Origin of the sequence: Candidatus Nanosyncoccus alces, from assembly GCF_004138395.1 — a bacterium.
Lineage (GTDB): Bacteria > Patescibacteriota > Saccharimonadia > Saccharimonadales > Saccharimonadaceae > Nanosyncoccus > Nanosyncoccus alces.
This window is the reverse complement of record NZ_PRLM01000004.1, coordinates 1-18,438: the sequence shown is the minus strand read 5'-3', so window position 1 is coordinate 18,438 and position 18,438 is coordinate 1. Positions and strand designations below refer to the sequence as shown.

17 protein-coding genes and 1 tRNA gene are annotated in these 18,438 nt (G+C 43.7%); 1 reads left to right on the top strand and 17 read right to left on the bottom strand.

The features are described 5' to 3' along the window. Positions 1–24 precede the first annotated feature (24 nt). From G3RUM_RS02210 to ftsZ, 9 genes are all read right to left on the bottom strand, one after another. A complete protein-coding gene (locus tag G3RUM_RS02210; RefSeq protein ID WP_129734958.1) occupies positions 25–1,422 on the bottom strand; it encodes a DUF11 domain-containing protein in 1,398 nt (465 codons plus the stop codon). 19 nt (positions 1,423–1,441) lie between these two features. After that, positions 1,442–3,109, bottom strand: a complete 1,668-nt coding sequence (locus G3RUM_RS02205) for a hypothetical protein (protein WP_129734956.1) — start codon at positions 3,107–3,109, stop codon at positions 1,442–1,444. Continuing rightward, complete coding sequence (locus tag G3RUM_RS02200; RefSeq protein WP_129734955.1) at positions 3,102–3,431, bottom strand: DUF5663 domain-containing protein; 330 nt, start codon at positions 3,429–3,431, stop codon at positions 3,102–3,104. The genes G3RUM_RS02205 and G3RUM_RS02200 overlap by 8 nt, the downstream gene beginning before the upstream one ends. 265 nt (positions 3,432–3,696) lie before the next feature. Then, positions 3,697–3,921, bottom strand: coding sequence for a hypothetical protein (locus tag G3RUM_RS02195; RefSeq protein WP_129734953.1), 225 nt, complete (start codon positions 3,919–3,921; stop codon positions 3,697–3,699). A 237-nt stretch (positions 3,922–4,158) separates the two neighbouring features. Beyond that, complete coding sequence (ileS, locus tag G3RUM_RS02190; protein ID WP_164998338.1) at positions 4,159–7,119, bottom strand: isoleucine--tRNA ligase; 2,961 nt, start codon at positions 7,117–7,119, stop codon at positions 4,159–4,161. A gap of 224 nt (positions 7,120–7,343) precedes the next feature. Beyond that, the gene (locus tag G3RUM_RS02185) at positions 7,344–8,144 is read right to left on the bottom strand and encodes a mechanosensitive ion channel family protein (protein WP_129734949.1); all 801 of its coding nucleotides are present in this window, start codon (positions 8,142–8,144) and stop codon (positions 7,344–7,346) included. A gap of 7 nt (positions 8,145–8,151) precedes the next feature. Beyond that, complete coding sequence (locus G3RUM_RS02180) at positions 8,152–8,406, bottom strand: hypothetical protein (protein WP_129734947.1); 255 nt, start codon at positions 8,404–8,406, stop codon at positions 8,152–8,154. A 3-nt stretch (positions 8,407–8,409) separates the two neighbouring features. Further along, a complete protein-coding gene (locus G3RUM_RS02175; RefSeq protein WP_129734945.1) occupies positions 8,410–8,859 on the bottom strand; it encodes an ATP cone domain-containing protein in 450 nt (149 codons plus the stop codon). Positions 8,860–8,879: 20 nt separating this feature from the next. Continuing rightward, positions 8,880–10,034: a cell division protein FtsZ gene (gene ftsZ, locus G3RUM_RS02170; protein WP_129734943.1), complete on the bottom strand. Its 1,155-nt coding sequence runs from the start codon at positions 10,032–10,034 to the stop codon at positions 8,880–8,882. An 80-nt stretch (positions 10,035–10,114) separates the two neighbouring features. On the opposite strand from ftsZ, the gene fic reads away from it, so the two are divergent. After that, positions 10,115–10,684 carry a protein adenylyltransferase Fic gene (gene fic / locus G3RUM_RS02165; protein WP_129734941.1) on the top strand — a complete coding sequence of 190 codons (570 nt, stop codon included), beginning with the start codon at positions 10,115–10,117 and terminating at the stop codon, positions 10,682–10,684. A 27-nt stretch (positions 10,685–10,711) separates the two neighbouring features. On the opposite strand, the gene ftsA is transcribed toward fic, so the two are convergent. From ftsA to G3RUM_RS02125, 8 genes are all read right to left on the bottom strand, one after another. Then, the gene (gene ftsA, locus G3RUM_RS02160) at positions 10,712–11,947 is read right to left on the bottom strand and encodes a cell division protein FtsA (RefSeq protein ID WP_129734939.1); all 1,236 of its coding nucleotides are present in this window, start codon (positions 11,945–11,947) and stop codon (positions 10,712–10,714) included. 42 nt (positions 11,948–11,989) lie between these two features. Continuing rightward, positions 11,990–13,768 (bottom strand): ABC transporter ATP-binding protein, encoded by a 1,779-nt coding sequence (locus G3RUM_RS02155; RefSeq protein WP_129734937.1) that lies wholly within the window; start codon positions 13,766–13,768, stop codon positions 11,990–11,992. Then, positions 13,761–15,500: an ABC transporter ATP-binding protein gene (locus tag G3RUM_RS02150; RefSeq protein WP_129734935.1), complete on the bottom strand. Its 1,740-nt coding sequence runs from the start codon at positions 15,498–15,500 to the stop codon at positions 13,761–13,763. The genes G3RUM_RS02155 and G3RUM_RS02150 overlap by 8 nt, the downstream gene beginning before the upstream one ends. Positions 15,501–15,547: 47 nt before the next feature. Further along, positions 15,548–16,375: a type I methionyl aminopeptidase gene (gene map, locus G3RUM_RS02145; RefSeq protein ID WP_129734933.1), complete on the bottom strand. Its 828-nt coding sequence runs from the start codon at positions 16,373–16,375 to the stop codon at positions 15,548–15,550. After that, positions 16,314–16,907 carry an adenylate kinase family protein gene (locus G3RUM_RS02140; protein ID WP_129734932.1) on the bottom strand — a complete coding sequence of 198 codons (594 nt, stop codon included), beginning with the start codon at positions 16,905–16,907 and terminating at the stop codon, positions 16,314–16,316. The genes map and G3RUM_RS02140 overlap by 62 nt, the downstream gene beginning before the upstream one ends. A gap of 56 nt (positions 16,908–16,963) precedes the next feature. Further along, positions 16,964–17,182: a 30S ribosomal protein S21 gene (locus G3RUM_RS02135; RefSeq protein WP_129734930.1), complete on the bottom strand. Its 219-nt coding sequence runs from the start codon at positions 17,180–17,182 to the stop codon at positions 16,964–16,966. Positions 17,183–17,234: 52 nt separating this feature from the next. Then, positions 17,235–18,116, bottom strand: a complete 882-nt coding sequence (locus G3RUM_RS02130; protein ID WP_129734928.1) for a hypothetical protein — start codon at positions 18,114–18,116, stop codon at positions 17,235–17,237. Positions 18,117–18,204: 88 nt separating this feature from the next. Continuing rightward, positions 18,205–18,281: transfer RNA gene (locus tag G3RUM_RS02125), tRNA-Asp, on the bottom strand. Positions 18,282–18,438 lie beyond the last annotated feature (157 nt).

Below are 18,438 nucleotides of genomic sequence, written 5' to 3'. Positions count from 1 at the left end.
TTATTCCTTGATTAACTCGGTCTATTATACCATATCATTTGGTTTTTGGGAAGAGCCTTGGCCAGGAGTGTCTTTACCGGAAACTGAATCCTTAACAGTCTTCAAGGTCTTTTGCGTACGATAGAGATAATATCCTCCGCCACCAATGCCAGTGATAATAACAATGGCCATAATGATTTCTACTGGGCCAGTATTAGGGAGCTCTTGGCAGCCCTCCATCTCGGGATTGGTGATACAGTTCTTCTCTGGGGTGCTACAGCCTTCAAGACCTGGGTTAGTTTCACAGTTATCTAGCGGGACGTCCGGCTCCTCACAGTCGGTTTTCTTGACGGTGATGGTAGTAGAATCAGATTTGGTATCACCAGACGTTGTTTCGCTATCATAAGTAAGCGTAGCGTTGTTGGTAAGTTCGGTACCCGTACAATCAAAGTCGGTACCAGCGGTGACTTTGTATTGAATATACACGGTGTTACCAGTGCCGATAGTGCCAAGATTATAGCCAGTGCCGAAAATATTGTCGGATAATTGATCCCAAGTCGTGGATTCATTAGCGCGAAGCTTGACACTACCTGGGACTAAGGTAAGGCCAGCCGGGAGGGTGTCCTTGATAGTGGCGTTAGTAAGGGCTATATCGCCAGTGTTGGCAATAGTTAATTGGAAGATAGCTTCTTCGCCGGGAGCAAGATTGACGCTTTCGCCAAAGTTAATGCCATCTTTTGAAACTGTTTTATCAATAGAACCACCAAGTTCTTCCGCTTGAAGTACATAAGTGACTACACCGTGGTATTCCTCGCAACCGGGGATTACACCATTTAAGGAGTTAAGTCCAAGTAAAGTACCTTCTTCGGTAAACAGGCTAGACGGCATAACTGAACCGTTAGCTTTCCAATCATTGTAAATTTTGGCGGAGCCTGCAACATAGCGCAATAGAACTTTATCGGTAGATGTGGTCATGTAGGCTTCATCCCAGACTGAGCCAGGGTTGGAATTGTCGGCCGTGATAGTAGCCGAAATAGTTCCCTTGTTAGATGGCGTTAGCACAGTGGAAAAAGCTGAGGACATGCGGGTGCGTAAAGCTACGCCAGAATTGTTGTGAGCAGAATCGTTAAAAGTAGCCGAGGCGTTATTGTGGAAATAAATGTAGACTAGATATTGCCGGCCTGGCACGACAATAACTTCGTTTTGAAGGTCAGTGACCTTGGCATCAATCTCGCCGACACGCACAAAGTCGCGCTCATCACCAATGGTAGGATTGTTAGTGATCGAGTTGAAAGTCGGGTAAGTAGCCGGGGTTTCCATAGTGAAGGTATCACGCTGTGGGCCCCAAGCGAGTGCTGACTGGATATTAAAGATACTAAAGCCAAATGACGCAGCAGCTAATCCTAATATACTTAATTTATTTTTGAGTGTGGTGTTTTTCATAGTTTCCTTTCCCTCACCCTTAGTTTATTCCTAGTTCACCTAAAATATCGTTTAATTCTGTACCGCCAGTTGGAGCTTCATCAACTGGAATTTCGGCAGCGTCAGCGGCATCTTGAGTAGCTTGATCATCTTGGACTGGGGCGTACTCGTCGGCATTAGCCCCGCCACGATCTTCGCTATAGTTATTCTCTGGGCTAACTTGGTCTTGAACTGGTTCAGCTTCTCTGGAATCGTCGTTTTGAACAATATCTGGGCTAGTACCCTGGTAGTCATCCGATGACGGTCTGTCTGTGATGTCGTTATCGCTAACACCCGGGTTAGGAGTAACACGAACTTCGTCTGTGCCGATATCTTCTGCAATGTCTTCTTGGATTTGTTCGTCAATACGAATGAGGTTATTGGGGTCTTTTGGCTTGATAGTCTCGGTTGGCGTGTCAGGTTTATCTGGAGTAGGATTATCCGGGGTAGGATTACTTGGAGTCGTAGGGTTCCCAGGGGTCGGGTTGTCAGTGACTGTACTCATACCGGTGTAAATATTGGAATGAGTACCGACTGGGTTGACGACCTGCATACAACCGCCAATAATATTGCCATTATCGTCACGTGTTATTTTGACTGTCATGGTACCAATAACCTTACCATAGGCAGTACCGTCGTCGGTCCAGTATAACTCTACGGCTCTAGTGCCGCTTTCATGGGTAGTGCATTCGACTAGTTCCATGTTGTCGTGAGTAGCCGGCTTTGAAGGGTCAATCAAACGCATATAAGAGTTATGGTAGTCGCCATCAAGCGTAACATCGCGAGTAAAGGCTCCGTCTATGATGCCGTCAAATTGTTGTTTGATAGCGTCATATTCCTCGTCGGGGAGGCTTTCAAGTTTTTTCTCAGCTTCCAAGATGGTAAGGCCTTTAAACCCTTCCGGTTGCAACTCTTCAGGAAGGTTAGCAATGTAGTCGGCATAACTTTCAACTTGGTTTCGTGAAGTATATTTCATCATTTCACATTCGTCGTCGTCGCAAGCTTCGGCAGTCTCCTTGGCAGACGCAAAGTCATAAGTACCACCCTTATTCTCGGATAACCACATACCTTTTTCGCCATAACCATCATAGATGCCTTTGGCTTCTTGGTTTTCCCCTCCCCCGAGAGTAGCGTCAAATGCTTCTGTAGAAATGGGTTGATCTGGCAGATTAGTCTTATTCTTGTCGCCGTTGAGATGGAACATTGCCCAGGTACCGGCAGCGATTATCCCAGCCAAGACTAACGATACCGTAGCAATCAACACCCCTTTCAGACCACGGTTTTTCTTGGCTTTTTCAATCGTACTTTGGAGATTTTCTGGTGATGGTTGTTGCTCTGAAGATGCGGGGTTATCCTCTGGGGTTGTAGGATCTTCTGGTGACTGCTCCCCGCCCGCGCTGGCTTGCTCTTTTGCCGCAATGTTCTCTTTCATTCTTTGACTTATACCTATGAGTTCTTGGTACCGGGAAACTAGTTCGTCGATGCGAGCTTGCTCAGCCTTGGTATATTGCCTTTCGCCGGTGGCAGCATTTTCTGCTTTTTTCTCGTTAATCACGGTATTGTTGGCCTTCTCACCGCGCTCTTCGTTGATGTAACGAGGAGTTTCGCTGGTGAATTCGCCGGAACTTGTCGTACTGCTATTAAATTCTGGGGCTTCTGGATTAGGCATTTTGACCTCCTAAAAACTGTTCACTAAATTTAGTCATCGTTTCGCTAGTAATTTTTTGTAGGTCTACACCAGCGTTTTGGAAAAATTCTTGAAAAACTTCGGGTTTTTCTTCGCCACTGTCAAGAATTTTATTGATTTCTTCTAGTTGCGGAGCCGTTAAACTGCCGAAGACGGCTTTAGCAATCTGGTCATCAAGAGCTTTGATATTTTTCTCTCTCAGAGTATTGAGTTCTTCTGCAGTGCTGGCTGGCAGTGGTTTTTGTTTCATGAGTTCGTCGACAAATTGTTCTAAAATTTCTCGATCGATAAGATATTCATCCATGGTATTTTTTATTTAATAATGTAGACCTTTCTGGCTTCAGTTTAACATAACCTTTTTTTAAGGTCAACTTTTATTGTATGATTGGCCGACTTTCCTGGGCATTTAAAAACCGAACATGATGTTCGGTTTTTAAATGTAATTTATGGCTTCTGGTGATGTCTATCTTATAGGCGATTCCTTTCTCTTAAAGTTTATGGGATTTGTCTTACATTGGCTTGTCCTTTCTTTTGGAAAACTTTGACTTTTGACTTATCTATGAATTGTATTACGCTGTAATTTTTTCGTTTTTGCTGAATATACTAAGTACGTTGCGGCCACGAGCGTGATTTAACTTGCGGGCCTTAATTCTCTCGATACTCTCTTTTGAAATTGCGTCAGGCGAAATATATTCCATTTCTTGTTTTGGGGTGCCGTAGGTTTCGTAATCTACGGTGTCGTCTTTCCAATCAGAGTTGATCACTTTGGTTGGTAATTTGATAGTTTCTGTCATTTTGTTTTCCTTTTTTGTTGATTTTTATTTTTGTTTGTTAGAATTTTTATTTTATTTTCTAACTTGTCTTGAGTATAGCACACATGTGTGATTTTGTCAATAGTATTTATGCTTAAAAATATCATTTTTGTCAAATATACAGTGGTAGTTTATACGAAATTTTTATCAGCTTTGCAAAAAAACAACGTCCAAAAATCTGGTCTAAATCTCATTGTGCTGACAAAAATTTCTTATAAACTACACTTTTTCTAACGAGATTGTGATATTTTCGCTGTTGATTTTAGCGATTTCATCGTGAGCGTAATTTTGGTCTTGAGAGACTTCAATGGCATTTACCTCTGCCTTAATTAGATCTTCATAATCTCTTGGTAGTTCCGTGGACAACGAAAGCTTGATTTGGTCGTCAACCTGGAGGCCGGCATGTTTACGAGCAGATTGGATGGCGCGGATGAGTTCACGCGCGTAGCCTTCCATTTTTAACTCTTCGGTGAGGGTTTTATCCAGGGAAAGTTCTTCCCCATTTTCGACAGACTTAACGTTAACCTCTTCGGCAATAATTCGTTCGTAGAACTCTGGTAGCTTTTCGCCAGGGTAGGTTAACTTAGCGAGAGGCTGACGGATTTTGATTTGCTGCTCGGTTTCGGATTTTTGCATACGTAAGGCTAGAGCATCGGTGATAATACTACGGGTGCGAGCCATTTGTTCTAATACCTCGCTGTCTACTTCGGTATTTTGTGGATAGTTCAGTAAATGTACCGAGCTGTCCGAACCGGTCATTTTTTGGTAAAGTTCCTCAGACAGGAACGGTACAAATGGCGCCAAGACGACGGCCGTTTTGGTTAAAACCGTGTAGAGAGTCCAGAACGCTTCGGCTTTATCTGACGAGTCGTCGTTTTTATTGAAACGGCGGCGGCTACGACGTACGAACCAGTTGCTAAGATCGTCGATGAATGGCAAAACTCCCTCGAGAGCCTTTGGAAGGTTATATTCGGCCATGCCGGCAATAATCTCTGCCTTGACTTGATGAAGGCGCGACAAAATCCAACGGTCTAGCGGATTTTCTAGGGCAGATAGACTGTGGGAGGCTGGCTGCCAAGCTTTCTCGTTATCCCAACCTTCAACCTCAGCGTAAGTAGTGAAGAAATCGTAGACGTTCCAAATCATTGCTAGTTTACGGTTAACGTCGGAGACGTCTTTATCTAGCAGGGCAAAATCTTCGCCCGAGAGGACCGGCGAACTAAGCAGTAAGAAACGGAGACTATCAGCGGAATATTGGTCCATCAGGGCGTTCGGGTCGGTGTAGTTGCCGAGAGATTTACTCATTTTGCGGCCATCGTTCCCCGCTAAAGTACCGGTAGTAATTACATTTTTATAAGCGTTTTTGGCGCCGGCCTGGGCCTTTTTACCAAAGGCGCCGATTTCGGCCAAGGTAGTGTTTACAGCGTGGACATAGTAAAACCAGGCGCGGACTTGGCCGACATATTCCACAATGAAGTCAGCAGGATAATTGCGTTCAAATTTTTCCTTGTTTTCAAAAGGATAGTGCAGCTGCGCGAACGGCATAGAGCCAGATTCGAACCAGCAGTCAAGCACTTTTTCGATACGGGTAAAGTGTTCGCCATCGATGTCGAACTCGATTTCGTCTACCCAAGGACGATGATAGTCTTCAAGTTCTTTGCCAGAGAGCTCTTTAAGTTCAGCGTAACTACCAACTACCCTAATGCTGCCTTTATCACCCTTCCAAACTGGCATAGCGGTAGCCCAGAAACGGTCACGAGACAAATTCCAATCTGGCGCAGCTTCGATGTTCTTGGCAAAGCGGCCATGCTTAAGGTAGCCTGGGAACCAATGAATGTTTTCGTTTTCGGCAAGCATCAAAGGTTTTTGGCCTTCGACATCAAAGAACCAGGATGGAAAAGCACGGTACATGATGCGCTCTTTACTGCGCGGGTTGAAAGGATATTCGTGTTGGATATACTCAATCTTATAGATAATTCCCTTTTCTTCTAGAACTTTGGCAATAAATTTGTTGCCAGCCCAAGCTTGGATGCCGGCTTCGTCGGTGTCACGCACGCCAAGTTTATGCAATTCTTCGGCCATTTCGGGTAAATAATAGCCATTTTCATCTAGCACATCAGCAAAGTCCACTTCATATTGTTGAGACAGAGCGTAATCGTCTTCGCCGTAGGCAGGAGCAATATGAACAATGCCAGTACCATCTTCGGCCGAGACGAAATCACCCGGCAATACAGTATAGGTATCTTTGCGAGCCACTGTGCCTTTATCGCCGCGTAGGCCAAGATCATAAAGACCGTCGGCTACTTTGATAATGGGCTCGTATTCTTTACCGATTAGGCTTTTGCCTTTGAACGCTTTTTCGGGTTTGATATCCTTGAACAAAATTTTTGCACGTTCTAAAGCGACGATGCATTTCTCGTCATCTACATTATATACACCGTAATCCAAATCTGGGTTGATGGCTAAACACATATTGGCTGGCAAGGTCCATGGAGTAGTGGTCCAGGCTAAGAGATACTCGTCGGAGCCTTTTAGTTTAAACTTCACATAGGCGGAAGGGTCAGTAACGGTTTGATAGGCATCGTTATCCATGGTGACTTCAGCTTTGGACACTGGGGTGGCAAATTTGGTATCGTACATCAAAACTTTGCGACCTTCGTAGATTTTGCCGGCAACGTAGAGCTGTTTAAACGCCCACCAAACAGATTCCATAAAATCTTTATTCATGGTGCGATAGCAATTATCAAAATCTACCCAGCGACCAACGCGTTCGATGGTACTGCGCCAGGCTTCAGAATTGGCGACCATAGATTCACGGGCTTTGATAATGTAATCCTCTAAACTCCATTTGGTACCAATGTCACGGCGATCGGTAATGCCAAGTTGCTTTTCAACGAAGTTCTCTGCTGGTAGGCCATGGCAATCCCAACCCCATTTGCGTTCTACTCGGTAGCCTTGCATGGTCCAGTAGCGCGGGACAACATCCTTAACGATGGAACTAAGGAGTGTACCGTGATGCGGCAAACCAGTGATGAATGGCGGGCCATCATAAAAAACATAAGACTTATCAACTGGGCGATTCTCTACTGATTGTTCAAAAATTTTGTTCTTTTTCCACCACTCGGCAATGGCTTTTTCGTATTCTATGGCTTTTCTTCTTTGCCCGGCTTGATATTTCATTTTGCTCCTTTTATTAAAAAATCCAATGGTTCTGCCATTGGAACTCTTAGGGAGCGGTACCATCCAATTTCCGGTTCTTGCCGGCGCTTAATTTATCTCTTACGCGGATTCACGAGCGGGTCTAATCGGGGATTACCTTTCTTCCGCCAGCTTGCAGGTGATAGCTGCTCAGATGCTTTCTTTTAGTATACCATATTTGGTAGATAAAATAAAACGTTAAAAGCCTATTTCTTCTGGTGGAGATTAAGCTGGGTGTAGGGAACGTGGATTTTGTGGGCTTCCATGGTGGTGTAGATGGCACAGAGAGCATCGCGACGAGCCTGGAGGCGATCTGTAGGATCACAGGTGACAGCTACTTGATAGTCGAGCGCAGAGGTGTCAAATTTAGTGATTCCCTGGTAGGCAGCGGTGGCAATTCTTTCTTGTTTTTGCAGATTTTTGACTATTTCATGCATAATTTCTTCGGCTTTTTCTACTTTTAGCTCGTATGGCATGGGGATTGGGATATAAATATAGCCTGGGTCTACCTCTACCTTATCGACATTGCGATTGGCAATAGAAACAATATTCATAGTGTTGATATCTTGGATTTTGGTAGTAAGTAGGCTAACCGAGACTACTGGGCCGAGATTGTCACCAAATTTGATAACATCGCCGATTTCATAGTAATTATCTGAGACAATAACGAAGCCGCGGATAATATCTTTTAATGAATCCTGCAAAGCAAACCCAATAACGATACCAGCAATCCCGACGCCGGCTAGCATAGAAGTAACATTGACTCCATAGATTTCTAGCACCATTAAAACCGTAATAATGCTGAGGGTGCCAGCAACTATGCTTTTTAGCATTCGAATAAGCGTTTTGTTCTTTTTGTTGCTCATGATTTTGGAGCTTCTTTTTTCCTTAGCGGTAAGAAACCTAGAAATAACGTGGTAAATTAGTAGACTAAGTAGAACTACGATGATTGACCAAAAAGCGCGTTGGAACCAGGTGTTACTAATAATATCTTCTACTAATTGCATATGTTTATTATATCATATAGTATAAAACTTCGTTGATGAGTGGCAAATCGCGGCCACGCCAAGAAGCGCGGACGTCGCCCATCTCGCCCAGTGCTAAAATAGTGGGGTACTCTACTACGCCGTAGGTTTCACAAAAACTAATATTCTTATCTGGGTCCATAGTTTCTATCTCTCGACCGGTTTGGCGGCGAAAGTTTTCGAGCCATTCGTTGACAGCACGAGAGTAATCTTGATTGTCGCGATAAATGCATACCACCCGCATAAATTATTTTTTCCTTTTTTGTTCCTTTAAAATATTTTCGAAATCTTCTAGAGTCTTAAATTCACGAAAGACCGAGGCGAAACGAACGTAAGCAACCTCGTTTACTTCAGCCAATACGTCGAGGACGGCTTCGCCGATTTGTTTCGAAGTAATTTGGTCGATGCCATAGCCGTACAGTATGTCTGATGCGCGGTTGACGACATCTTCTACTTCTAATTCAGAATTAAAAAACTTCCCGACACTGCGCTTGACAGCTAATAATAGCTTGTCGCGATCGTAGATTTCTTTATTGCCGCTACGTTTAGTTACAGTAAGTGGAGGCATTTCAATTCGTTCATAGGTAGTAAAGCGATGGCCGTCGCTAGACTCCCGGCGGCGGCGGATCAAGCGACCGTCCCCCGTCTCGCGGCTCTCTAGAACTTTGCTGTCTCCGATACGAAATTTTCGTTCCACCCGCGTCTCCTTTTGGTAAGTTATTTCCTTTTCTTGCCTTTTAGGCGCTCGCGCAGGGATGGTGGAACATCCATGTCGTCGTCGCTAGCTACAGGCTCTGGCTCGGGCTCATTCTTGATAGAGTCCCACATGTTGGATTTGTTCTCTAAGGCAAAATCTTTGGGTTCAGAAGCGGGCTTTTCGTCTTTAAAGCTAGTGGTCTCTAGCTCTGGCTCGGGCTCATTGTAATAATCAGAGTCAAAACCAGTAGCTACCACAGTAACGACGATTTCGTCTTCGAGCTCTGGGCGGATAGAAGCACCAAAGATAATATTGGCATCTGGCGAAACGGCACCAGTGATGACTTCGGCAGCTTCTTGGATTTCGCTCATAGACATATCGTAGCCACCAGCCACGCTGAAGAGCACACCACGGGCACCCTCAATCTTTACCTCAATTAGTGGCGACTCTACAGCTTGTTGTGCAGCAATAACAGCACGGTTCTCACCAGAAGCACGGCCGATACCCATGAGGGCGGAGCCGGCGTTTTTCATAATGGCTTTGACGTCGGCGAAGTCTAGGTTGATAAGTGAATGCTCGGTAATAAGTTCGGAGATACCTTGAACGCCTTGGCGAAGGACGTCGTCGGCAATCTTGAAAGTTTCGAGGAGTGGAGTGCGAGGATCAATGGTTTGAAGTAAGCGATCGTTTGGAATGGTGATGAGTGCATCTACTTGGCGAGCAAGCTTGTCAATAGCGAGGTCGGCATTAGCGCGACGGCGAGCGCCTTCAAAAGTAAACGGCTTGGTGGCTACGCCTACGGTGAGGATGTCCTTTTTACGAGCTTCTTCTGCTACAATAGGACCAGCACCAGAACCAGTACCGCCACCAGCCCCAAGAGTAATAAATACCATATCAGCGCCGTCTAGAGCCTTTTCGATTGCTTCTCTGCCTTCTTCGGCGGCTTCACGACCTTTTTCTGGGTCGCCCCCAGCACCGAGGCCTTTGCCAATGTGGACTTTAGTGTCGGCAGGTGAGTGATGCAAGGCCTGTGCATCAGTGTTGATGGCGACGAATTCTACACCAGAGAGGCCTACTTCTTTCATCCGTTCCACAGCGGAACCGCCGGCGCCGCCGACTCCTACAACTTTAATACTGGCTTTGCTTTCCACCTCTGTCGGTTTTACCTCTGGCATAATTTATCCTCGCTTTAATATAGTATTAGTATATATCTATTCTATGGGAAAATCAAGGGGCATTATGTTATAATAAAGATATGAAAAACGAAGAGCTGGCTAGCAAAAAGCGCGCCGTGGAGTTGTATGACAGTGGCAGAATTAATGAGTTTGAGGTGGGCACCACCAAGGGGCTACAGCAGATTCATCGATTCCTTTTTCAAGATGTCTTTGATTTCGCTGGGCGAATTCGTGATGTTGACTTAGCTAAGGGAAACTTTCGTTTTGCGCCAGTAATATATTTAAGCGACACGCTAAAAACAATTGATAACCTGCCAGAGAATAGTTTTGATGAAATCGTAAAAAAATATGTGGAAATGAACGTGGCGCATCCATTCCGTGAAGGTAATGGTAGGGCAACTCGTATTTGGTTAGACCAAATCTTGAAAAAAAGACTAGGTAAGTGCGTAGATTGGTCCAAAATTGGTAAAGAAGAATATCTTTCAGCAATGGAGCGTTCGCCAATTAATGATCTAGAAATTAGGACCTTACTAGAATCAGCTCTGACGCAAGACATCGATGACCGAGAAGTCTATATGAAGGGGATTCAATCTTCATACGATTACGAAGAGCAGTCTGAGTACGATGTTCATAGGTTATTTGACGAGTAATCAACTCTCTAGTAAAGTTGGCGGAAACTAGAATTTTGAAAAGAGTTTTTTCAGCAAACCGGGCGTTTTTGGCATTTTAAGGCCCTTTTTAGCCTTTTTGCCACCAACTGGAGTGTATTGGCCCTCTTCGGCAGCAAGCATAGCTAGGCCTACGGCAGTGGCAAATTCGGGCTTTTCTATGGCGTCAGACACGCCACCAAGCCCTTTCGGGGTGCCGATTTTGACGGCAGCCTCAAGGGATTTTTTAGCAAAAAGATCGATATCACGCATCTTGGCACCACCGCCTACTAAGATAATTCCCTCCGGCAAACGCTGGTCATATTTGGCAGCCTTGAGTTTTTTACGAATTTCGCCAAATATTTCGTCGAGGCGGGCTTTTACGACCTCTTCTACTTCTTTGCGGTCGAAAACACGTTCATCTTTGCCTTCCCGGCCAATTTTGATGACGGGAGATTTTTCGGTATCGAAATTGCCAGTAACAAAACGTTGTTTGATCTCCTCGGCAAGGCTAGGATCAATGGCAAGGACGATAGCGAGGTCATTGGTGACATTATTGGATCCGGCTGGAACCACGCCAACGTATTGTAGGTCACCCTCTTCGTAGACCGCAACCGAAGTTGTAGCGGCACCCATATCTATTACGGCAACGCCGTTTTCCTTTTGGCGGTCAGAGAGCACAGCTTTGGCGGCGGAAATTACGCTAGGAACTAGCCTTTCGGCCTGGACATCAGCGGCGGCAGTGGCTTTTTTGAGATTTTCACAATTCGGAGTGAGAGCGGAGACCACACAAGCGCGCATTTCTAACCTGGCACCAGACATACCGAGTGGGTCTTTGATTCCCCCTTGGCCGTCCAGGGCATATTCTAGCGGAACTACATCCAGAACATCACGGTTGGCTGGGATACGACCAGATACGGCGACATCTTCAACGCGATCCAAATCTTCCCCGTTGATCTCGTGTTCTACCGTGCCAACGGCAATCATACCTTCGGTACGAGTAGATAAAATGCTGGAGCCATTAATAGAAACATAAGCGTTGCGGACATCATAGCCACCCATGCGTTCAGCCTCACCAAGCATTTTGTCGATAGCGCTGGCAGGACCGGCAAGATTAGCGGGAACACCCTTTCGCATACCGGCGGATTTACCTTCGTTGTAGCCGACTACGGCTAAGTGGCCGTCTTTATCCACCGAAGCAATGACGGCGCGGATATTTTCCGTACCCACATCTAAGCCAGTAACAAAGCGCTTGTCGTTATCCATAAGCTTATTATAACACTATTTTTCGTTTTCTCGAAATTTGAGCTACTGCTCTTGATATATCTTTTGCAAGCTTTGGTAAACTTTGTTGCCCTGCATTAACTCTCGGTGTTTCCCTTTGCCGACAATTTTGCCTTTGTCTATGACGATGATTTGGTCGGCAACACGCATTAATTCTGGTTTATGAGTGATCATGATAACGGTGTGGTTCTTCTTAATTTTCTTGAGCAAGGTCATCACTTTGTCTGTAGTAGAACTATCTAGTGAAGAAGTGACCTCATCAAATAGTAAAACTTCAGATTTAGAAAGTAGTATCCTGGCCAAAGATAGCAGTTGCTTTTGCCCGGTAGATAAATTATTACCGTCTCGCTCTAAAACCGTGTTGTATCCTTTAGGTAACTTCATAATATCATCGTGAATACCGGCTTTTTTGCAGGCAGCAATTTGATGTTCGTGGTTGCTGTCTATTAGACTTAGATTTTCGCGTATCGTCATGTCAAAGATAAATGGCTTCTGGGACATTAGACTCACGTTGTTTGCATAAACGTCTTCTGTGTAGTCATAAATACTCTTTTCATCCAGCAAAATTTCACCATTTTCTAATTTATAAAATCTGAGGAGTAGACGAAAAATAGTAGACTTACCTGAACCAGATTTGCCAACTATCGCTGTTAGTTTGCCTGGCTCCGCCGTGAGCGAGACATCTTTGAGGCCAGAATGTTTTTGGACTAGTGGCGCCAAAACTGTACCGTCCGGTGAAGTCTTGGGGGCTTCTTTATAATCAAAGCTTACTTTTCTTAGTTCCACTGTGCCCTTGATTTTGTCGGTTTTATCTTCTCCGAATTCAATTGCCTGTGGGGTTTTGTAGTGCAACAAACGGTACAACCGATCTATCGCTACGTAGCTACGCGAAATGTTGTCGATATTGTCACAAATTTCGTCATACTTATCAATGATATCTTCATAATACCCAATTACCAACACTAATACCGCTATATCATACTCACCATTTAAAATTAAGCCGGCCGAGATTAAGTAGATCAATATTCGGCCAATGCCCACGAGAAGTGGGGTGACCGATGCAGCAAAATCACGGTGAAATCTCTGGGCGCGATATTGTTTATTCCAAATAAATTTGAATTTCTTTTGATATTCAGAAAGGTTTTCTTCCAAATTTAGTGTCTGCACTTCTTTGTAGCCGTCGATCATCTGCGAGTAGAGCCCCGATAATTCGTCGGAATAGTCAAGCATCGTGGACATAAACTTATCGCGTTTTTTGGTATGATGCATAAAATCAATAAACGAGAGGATTAGCAAGCTCAAAACAATCAGGCCTATTCTTAGATCAACTACGCATAGAATAATAGTACTAATTAGAATGCCAAAAACCAGGACTACGGCATCACATAATTGATCCGGAGCCTGCCGCGCTCGGTCAACATCTCGAAAGGCTGTACTAATTAAAGTTGATTTAGAGACGCCGGCCGAAAAACAGACATCAAACTCGATAATTTTGTCTAGGATTTTTTGTTGCAAAACGTTGTGGATGCTATTTGCGTTAATATAATATGCCCAGTAATTATAACGATGACAAATTATATACAAAATTGCGCTTGCCGCAAACAAACCAATCGCAAAAAAGGTGTACTGGTAGTTTTGGTCTTCTAAGCCTTTAATAACCTCTGATGCCGTAAGTGGAATCAGAAGGAACGAGAACGTTCTAAGGGTCGCTGATATTATTAAATGCGTTATGTAACTCTTCTTTGTTACCTTGAGAGCGAAGAAACGCTGCGCAAACTTAAGATAGTAACCGTGTTTAAGCATTGCGCGACCTCCTGCTCGAAGAAGCGAATTGCAACATACGATAAGTCTCGTTTTTTCGGATTAAAGCCTTGTGCGTACCAATAGCTTCGACTTTACCCTGGTTCAAAACGACGATGCGGTCGGCCGTAGTCATTAGTTCTGGTTTCTTGGTGACCATTATTACTGTATGGTCTTTCCTTAATTTTTCAACTAATTTTGGAATGAATGTCGCAGTGTCTGGATCTAGTGAGGTAGTAATGTCATCTAGCAATAAAACCTCTGCGTTAGTGAGGATCGTACGTGCAATTGAAATCATTTGTTTTTGCCCGCCAGATACGTTAGAGGCATTCTCTCGTAAAATCGTATTGTAACCTTGAGGCAAAGTTTCGATAAAATCATGGATCCCCACCGTTTTGCAGGCTTTGATTTGCGCTTTGATGTCGGTGTTAGCAAACCCCAAATTATCCCGAATTGAGATATTAAAAACGAACGGTACTTGATTTGCTACGGCCACTGAAGAAGTATAAATCTCCCGCGAAAATTCATTGATGTTAATATCATCTAACAAAATTTTTCCTTTTGTGGGCTGTTGCAATCTAAGCAACATATCCAAAATCATCGTCTTGCCTGCCCCGGGTGGTCCAACAATTGCTATTACTTCGTGCGGTTTAATTTTTAAAGATAAGTTGTTGATGATTTTCTTTTGGTCCAACTTCAAGGTAATATTTTTAAATTCGATTTCGCCTCTGAGTTTTTCGATACCAGTACGACCAAATTCGATTTCTTTTTTTGGACGATAGTTTAGGATATCTTCAATTCTATTTAGGGAGATGCGTCGCGTACGAATGTCATCTATCCAACTAATCATTTCGCCAACATAAGAATTAATAATGTCTTCATGATAAGCAATGATCATGATCAATACGTTTAATTCTATTTTGCCATTTATTAAAAATGTCGCTAAAACTATATACAATAAAGTTTGAAAACCATAATAGATGAATTTTGAATCAATGCCCCAAATTCTACGGTAGCGTCGTTCCCTTTTGTAGTATGCACTGTAGCGATTTTGGATAATGCTCAATTTTCTACGTAGCCTGGGCAGCATATTAAAGGATTTGACTTCTTGCAGGCCATCGGCAACTTGGCCTATCAGATTGCTATAGTTGTCATCCTCTTCGCGTTTTTTCTCCCACAAGGTATTGAATTTACGATCCGCTCGGTCGCAAACGATAAAGTAAAGTATCATAGAAATTAAAATCAGCACTGCAGCTACGATATTATATGATCCTACGATAATTAAGATAACTGGAACTTGTATTGTCGTTAGAAACAGTTCAATAGTGTAAGTGCCAATCTCGCTGACATTAAATAAGTCGTCGTTGATAGTGTTCATAAAACGACCTTTTTTGACTTCACGCGTAAAATTGCTATCTATGTTGATAATTTTGTTGAAAATTTTGTCGTGCAGAATGAGGTAATCCCGGCCAGATTCTTTAGAATAGAGTCTCCAGGTGGCAAATTCGGCCGCCCGATACCCAAACGAAACGCAAAAATAGATCAAAATATATAGATAGGTAGCGTCGGCGTCTTGGTTCATCAAGGCTCCAATAATAAAAGACGCTACAAATGGCCTGGCAATATCGCAAGCGTAACAAATCAAAGCAATAGCAAAATAAATACCTAGCAGCCACTTGCTGGGTTCTACTACCTGACAATACTTTTTGTAGTTCCGCCAATAGCTCTTAAACATTAGCTTAATTATATCACTAATGTTTATCTGTTGGTATCCTTGAAGGGCTAGTCGGGCAAGGTCAAAACTTCGTAGCCGTCTGCAGTAACCAAAATCGTGTGTTCGCAGTGACAGCCGATGGAGCCATCTTTCATACGAACGGTCCAATTGCTGTCTTTGTCCACGTAGTTAGTCGGCTTACCAAGGCAAGACATTGGCTCGATACAGATGGTGTCGCCCTCTACTAGTTTGTAGCCGTGGCCTTTTTTACCATAGTTAGGGACTTCAGGAGCTTCGTGCATAGTTTTGCCAATACCGTGGCCGATGTAATTTTCGATCACACCGAGATGACCTTTGCGTAAAACCTTTTCTACGGCGTGCCCGATGTCGCCGATATGAGCGCCAGGTTTTACCTGTTCGATACCTTCCCACATGGAAGACTCCGTGACTTGGATCATCTTTTTCACGGCAGGGTTAGCCTTTTCGCCAACAATCATAGTAAAAGCAGAATCAGTAAAATACCCTTTATAGTAGACATCCAGATCAAAGGAGACTTTGTCGCCTTCTTCGAGAGGCTCGTCGGTAGGAGCGCCGTGAACCAAGGCGTCGTTTACCGAAATACAAATAGCCCCGGGAAATTCTTCTTCTAGCATGTCGTAAGCGACACCGGCACCGCGCCTCGTGATTTCTTGCCGGACCCAAGCGTCGATTTCTTTGCCAGTCATGCCAGGCTTTACATAATTCTTGAGATCTCTCAAAAGGTTCCCAAGGATTTTGCCACCTTCACGCATGGCAGTGATTTTCTCTTGTAAGGTCTTGGCATCGGCGGTTTCTTTATTCACCATAGCTACGCTCGATTTCTCCACCGTTGACGTCGCTTTCTTGTTCGGTTGCATTCGCGTTTAACTCTTTTGTCACCCCTATAAGCCGATCGGTAACTTCTTCTACTTTGCCTACACCGTTTATACGCTTAATTGGGATATTGGCATTTTCAAGCAAAGGTAAGATTGAACTAATATTTTGTTCATAGATAGCAAAGCGACGTTCAATACTAGCACGCTCTTTATCATCATCGCGGCCACGAAGAGCCAGACGCTCTAATAATTCTTCCTTTGGTACTTCTAGGATGATAGCTCCGTCGAGCTTTTCCGGCATGTTGTCTAGTAGCCATTTGGTCTGGACCGCATCGCGCGGATAGCCGTCCAAAATTACATCAAACCCTTCAGCTTCGGCTTTGGCGATTTGTTTGCCCATCATTTTGATGACGTCAGCATCCGGGATCATATTGCCTTGGTTAATGATATCGTCATATTCGTTGGTTTGGCGAATAGCCTCACCCACCGAAAGCCAGCGCCAACCAAAAATTTCTGCAAGGGCGCGACCTTGTGTACCTTTACCTGAACCCGCTAAACCAAATAGAATAATCATTATGTTTTCCTTTCGGGTTTATTATAGCATAAAAAATCCCCCTTTCGGGGTGATTTTTACTTTAGTCCTAGCTTGATTCGCTCGGTCTTTTCGGCCTTGCGGGCTTCGCGGATAATAGCCTTTAAGCGACGCTCGCGTTTAGAGATAGGTTTGCTAAAACGCATTTGCGACTTCTTAAGAGGCATCATGCCACTCTGGAGAACTTTGCGGTTGAAACGACGAATGATGTTTTCGTTCGCCTCGCCCTGATCTTTTCTAGTAACTTTAATAGCCATATTGAGGTGTATTATATCACAGGTTTAGAGATATGGCAAGAGGTGATGCAGGCTAGATTTTCTCAATGGAAACTAATTTATATTCATCGTCGTCATTGACAAAATTAAACTCATAGGCAGAGAGGCTGTCGCGAATTTCCTCCAGAACATCATCAGCCATGATTATTTCGTAAAACCATTTTCCATCCCCCTGGCTGGATTTGCCTAAAAATTCTTCTGCGTCTTGCTGAACTCTAGAGTCTATCGTAACTGCTAAAATTGTGGCCTTGAAACCATCTTTTGTGGCAGTAACATTATTCACTTTGCTCAACAATCTAGTAAAAGAAACTCCGCCTATCCCATCTGGGAAATAAATGTCAAAGCTATCGTTTTCTGGACGATAAATGATTTTAGAGATAACAGAATCAAGTTGATAATCTTTTTTCTCTAGTGGCTCAGTACTGCCAAAATAGTAAACGTAAGTATTATTGAAGTCATCAAATGAAATATTTTGAACAGCAGCCGGTATGCCATTATCCCAGAGTTGATAAATCGTAAAGAGAATTTTATCTGCTTGATTTAATTTTTCTATATATCTAGGCCATCCGTCGATAAATACTGTTTCTCGGGCGTCGAACTTGTATTTGTCCCTTAATAATGATTCGACTTGAGCTATGGACACAGTATTGGCTTCTGGTTCATTTTCGGGTTCGGTAGGCTCGGTAATCTCTGGCGTGGTATTTGGGGTACTGGCCAGTGTTTGAGAGTTATTGCTGAAATATAAATAAGCGAATACAGCAGCGGTACCCAATGACAGGGCAAAAAGAATAGCGAGAATAATAATTAATGGTTTGGTAGACTTAGTTGATTTGGTTGCTTGATTTTGCAGATTTATGGTTGGTGTTTCTTCTGGTTCTGTAACTTGTTTTATACTGTTTGACAGTTCGTTTTCCATTAGCCTCCTGTTTCTATGATTTTAGCATAAAAGTTTTATTTTATTACTACAAAATGGCAAACAAAAATTAGTCCCAAAGGGACTATCTTGGCGGATCCGACGAGACTCGAACTCGCGACCTCTGCCGTGACAGGGCAGCGCTCTAACCAACTGAGCTACGAATCCAGCTTCTTTATTATATCGTACTTTGGGAAAAAGCGCAAGGCTACGAACTTTCCTCTTCTCTCTCCTTCTGATTTCTGGCGCTATGGCGCCAGAAATCTAGGCAAAAAAGAGAACCTCCATTTCCGCCTAGATGCCTTGCATCTAGGGGAAACGAAAG

What these genes read in the sequence shown, in the direction of transcription:
- G3RUM_RS02210 (WP_129734958.1), bottom strand. Translation starts at nt 1,422, where the DNA reads ATGAAAAACACCACACTCAAAAATAAATTAAGTATATTAGGATTAGCT.
- G3RUM_RS02205 (WP_129734956.1), bottom strand. Translation starts at nt 3,109, where the DNA reads ATGCCTAATCCAGAAGCCCCAGAATTTAATAGCAGTACGACAAGTTCC.
- G3RUM_RS02200 (WP_129734955.1), bottom strand. Translation starts at nt 3,431, where the DNA reads ATGGATGAATATCTTATCGATCGAGAAATTTTAGAACAATTTGTCGAC.
- G3RUM_RS02195 (WP_129734953.1), bottom strand. Translation starts at nt 3,921, where the DNA reads ATGACAGAAACTATCAAATTACCAACCAAAGTGATCAACTCTGATTGG.
- ileS (WP_164998338.1), bottom strand. Translation starts at nt 7,119, where the DNA reads ATGAAATATCAAGCCGGGCAAAGAAGAAAAGCCATAGAATACGAAAAA.
- G3RUM_RS02185 (WP_129734949.1), bottom strand. Translation starts at nt 8,144, where the DNA reads ATGCAATTAGTAGAAGATATTATTAGTAACACCTGGTTCCAACGCGCT.
- G3RUM_RS02180 (WP_129734947.1), bottom strand. Translation starts at nt 8,406, where the DNA reads ATGCGGGTGGTATGCATTTATCGCGACAATCAAGATTACTCTCGTGCT.
- ftsZ (WP_129734943.1), bottom strand. Translation starts at nt 10,034, where the DNA reads ATGCCAGAGGTAAAACCGACAGAGGTGGAAAGCAAAGCCAGTATTAAA.
- fic (WP_129734941.1), top strand. Translation starts at nt 10,115, where the DNA reads ATGAAAAACGAAGAGCTGGCTAGCAAAAAGCGCGCCGTGGAGTTGTAT.
- ftsA (WP_129734939.1), bottom strand. Translation starts at nt 11,947, where the DNA reads ATGGATAACGACAAGCGCTTTGTTACTGGCTTAGATGTGGGTACGGAA.
- G3RUM_RS02155 (WP_129734937.1), bottom strand. Translation starts at nt 13,768, where the DNA reads ATGCTTAAACACGGTTACTATCTTAAGTTTGCGCAGCGTTTCTTCGCT.
- G3RUM_RS02150 (WP_129734935.1), bottom strand. Translation starts at nt 15,500, where the DNA reads ATGTTTAAGAGCTATTGGCGGAACTACAAAAAGTATTGTCAGGTAGTA.
- map (WP_129734933.1), bottom strand. Translation starts at nt 16,375, where the DNA reads ATGCAACCGAACAAGAAAGCGACGTCAACGGTGGAGAAATCGAGCGTA.
- G3RUM_RS02140 (WP_129734932.1), bottom strand. Translation starts at nt 16,907, where the DNA reads ATGATTATTCTATTTGGTTTAGCGGGTTCAGGTAAAGGTACACAAGGT.
- G3RUM_RS02135 (WP_129734930.1), bottom strand. Translation starts at nt 17,182, where the DNA reads ATGGCTATTAAAGTTACTAGAAAAGATCAGGGCGAGGCGAACGAAAAC.
- G3RUM_RS02130 (WP_129734928.1), bottom strand. Translation starts at nt 18,116, where the DNA reads ATGGAAAACGAACTGTCAAACAGTATAAAACAAGTTACAGAACCAGAA.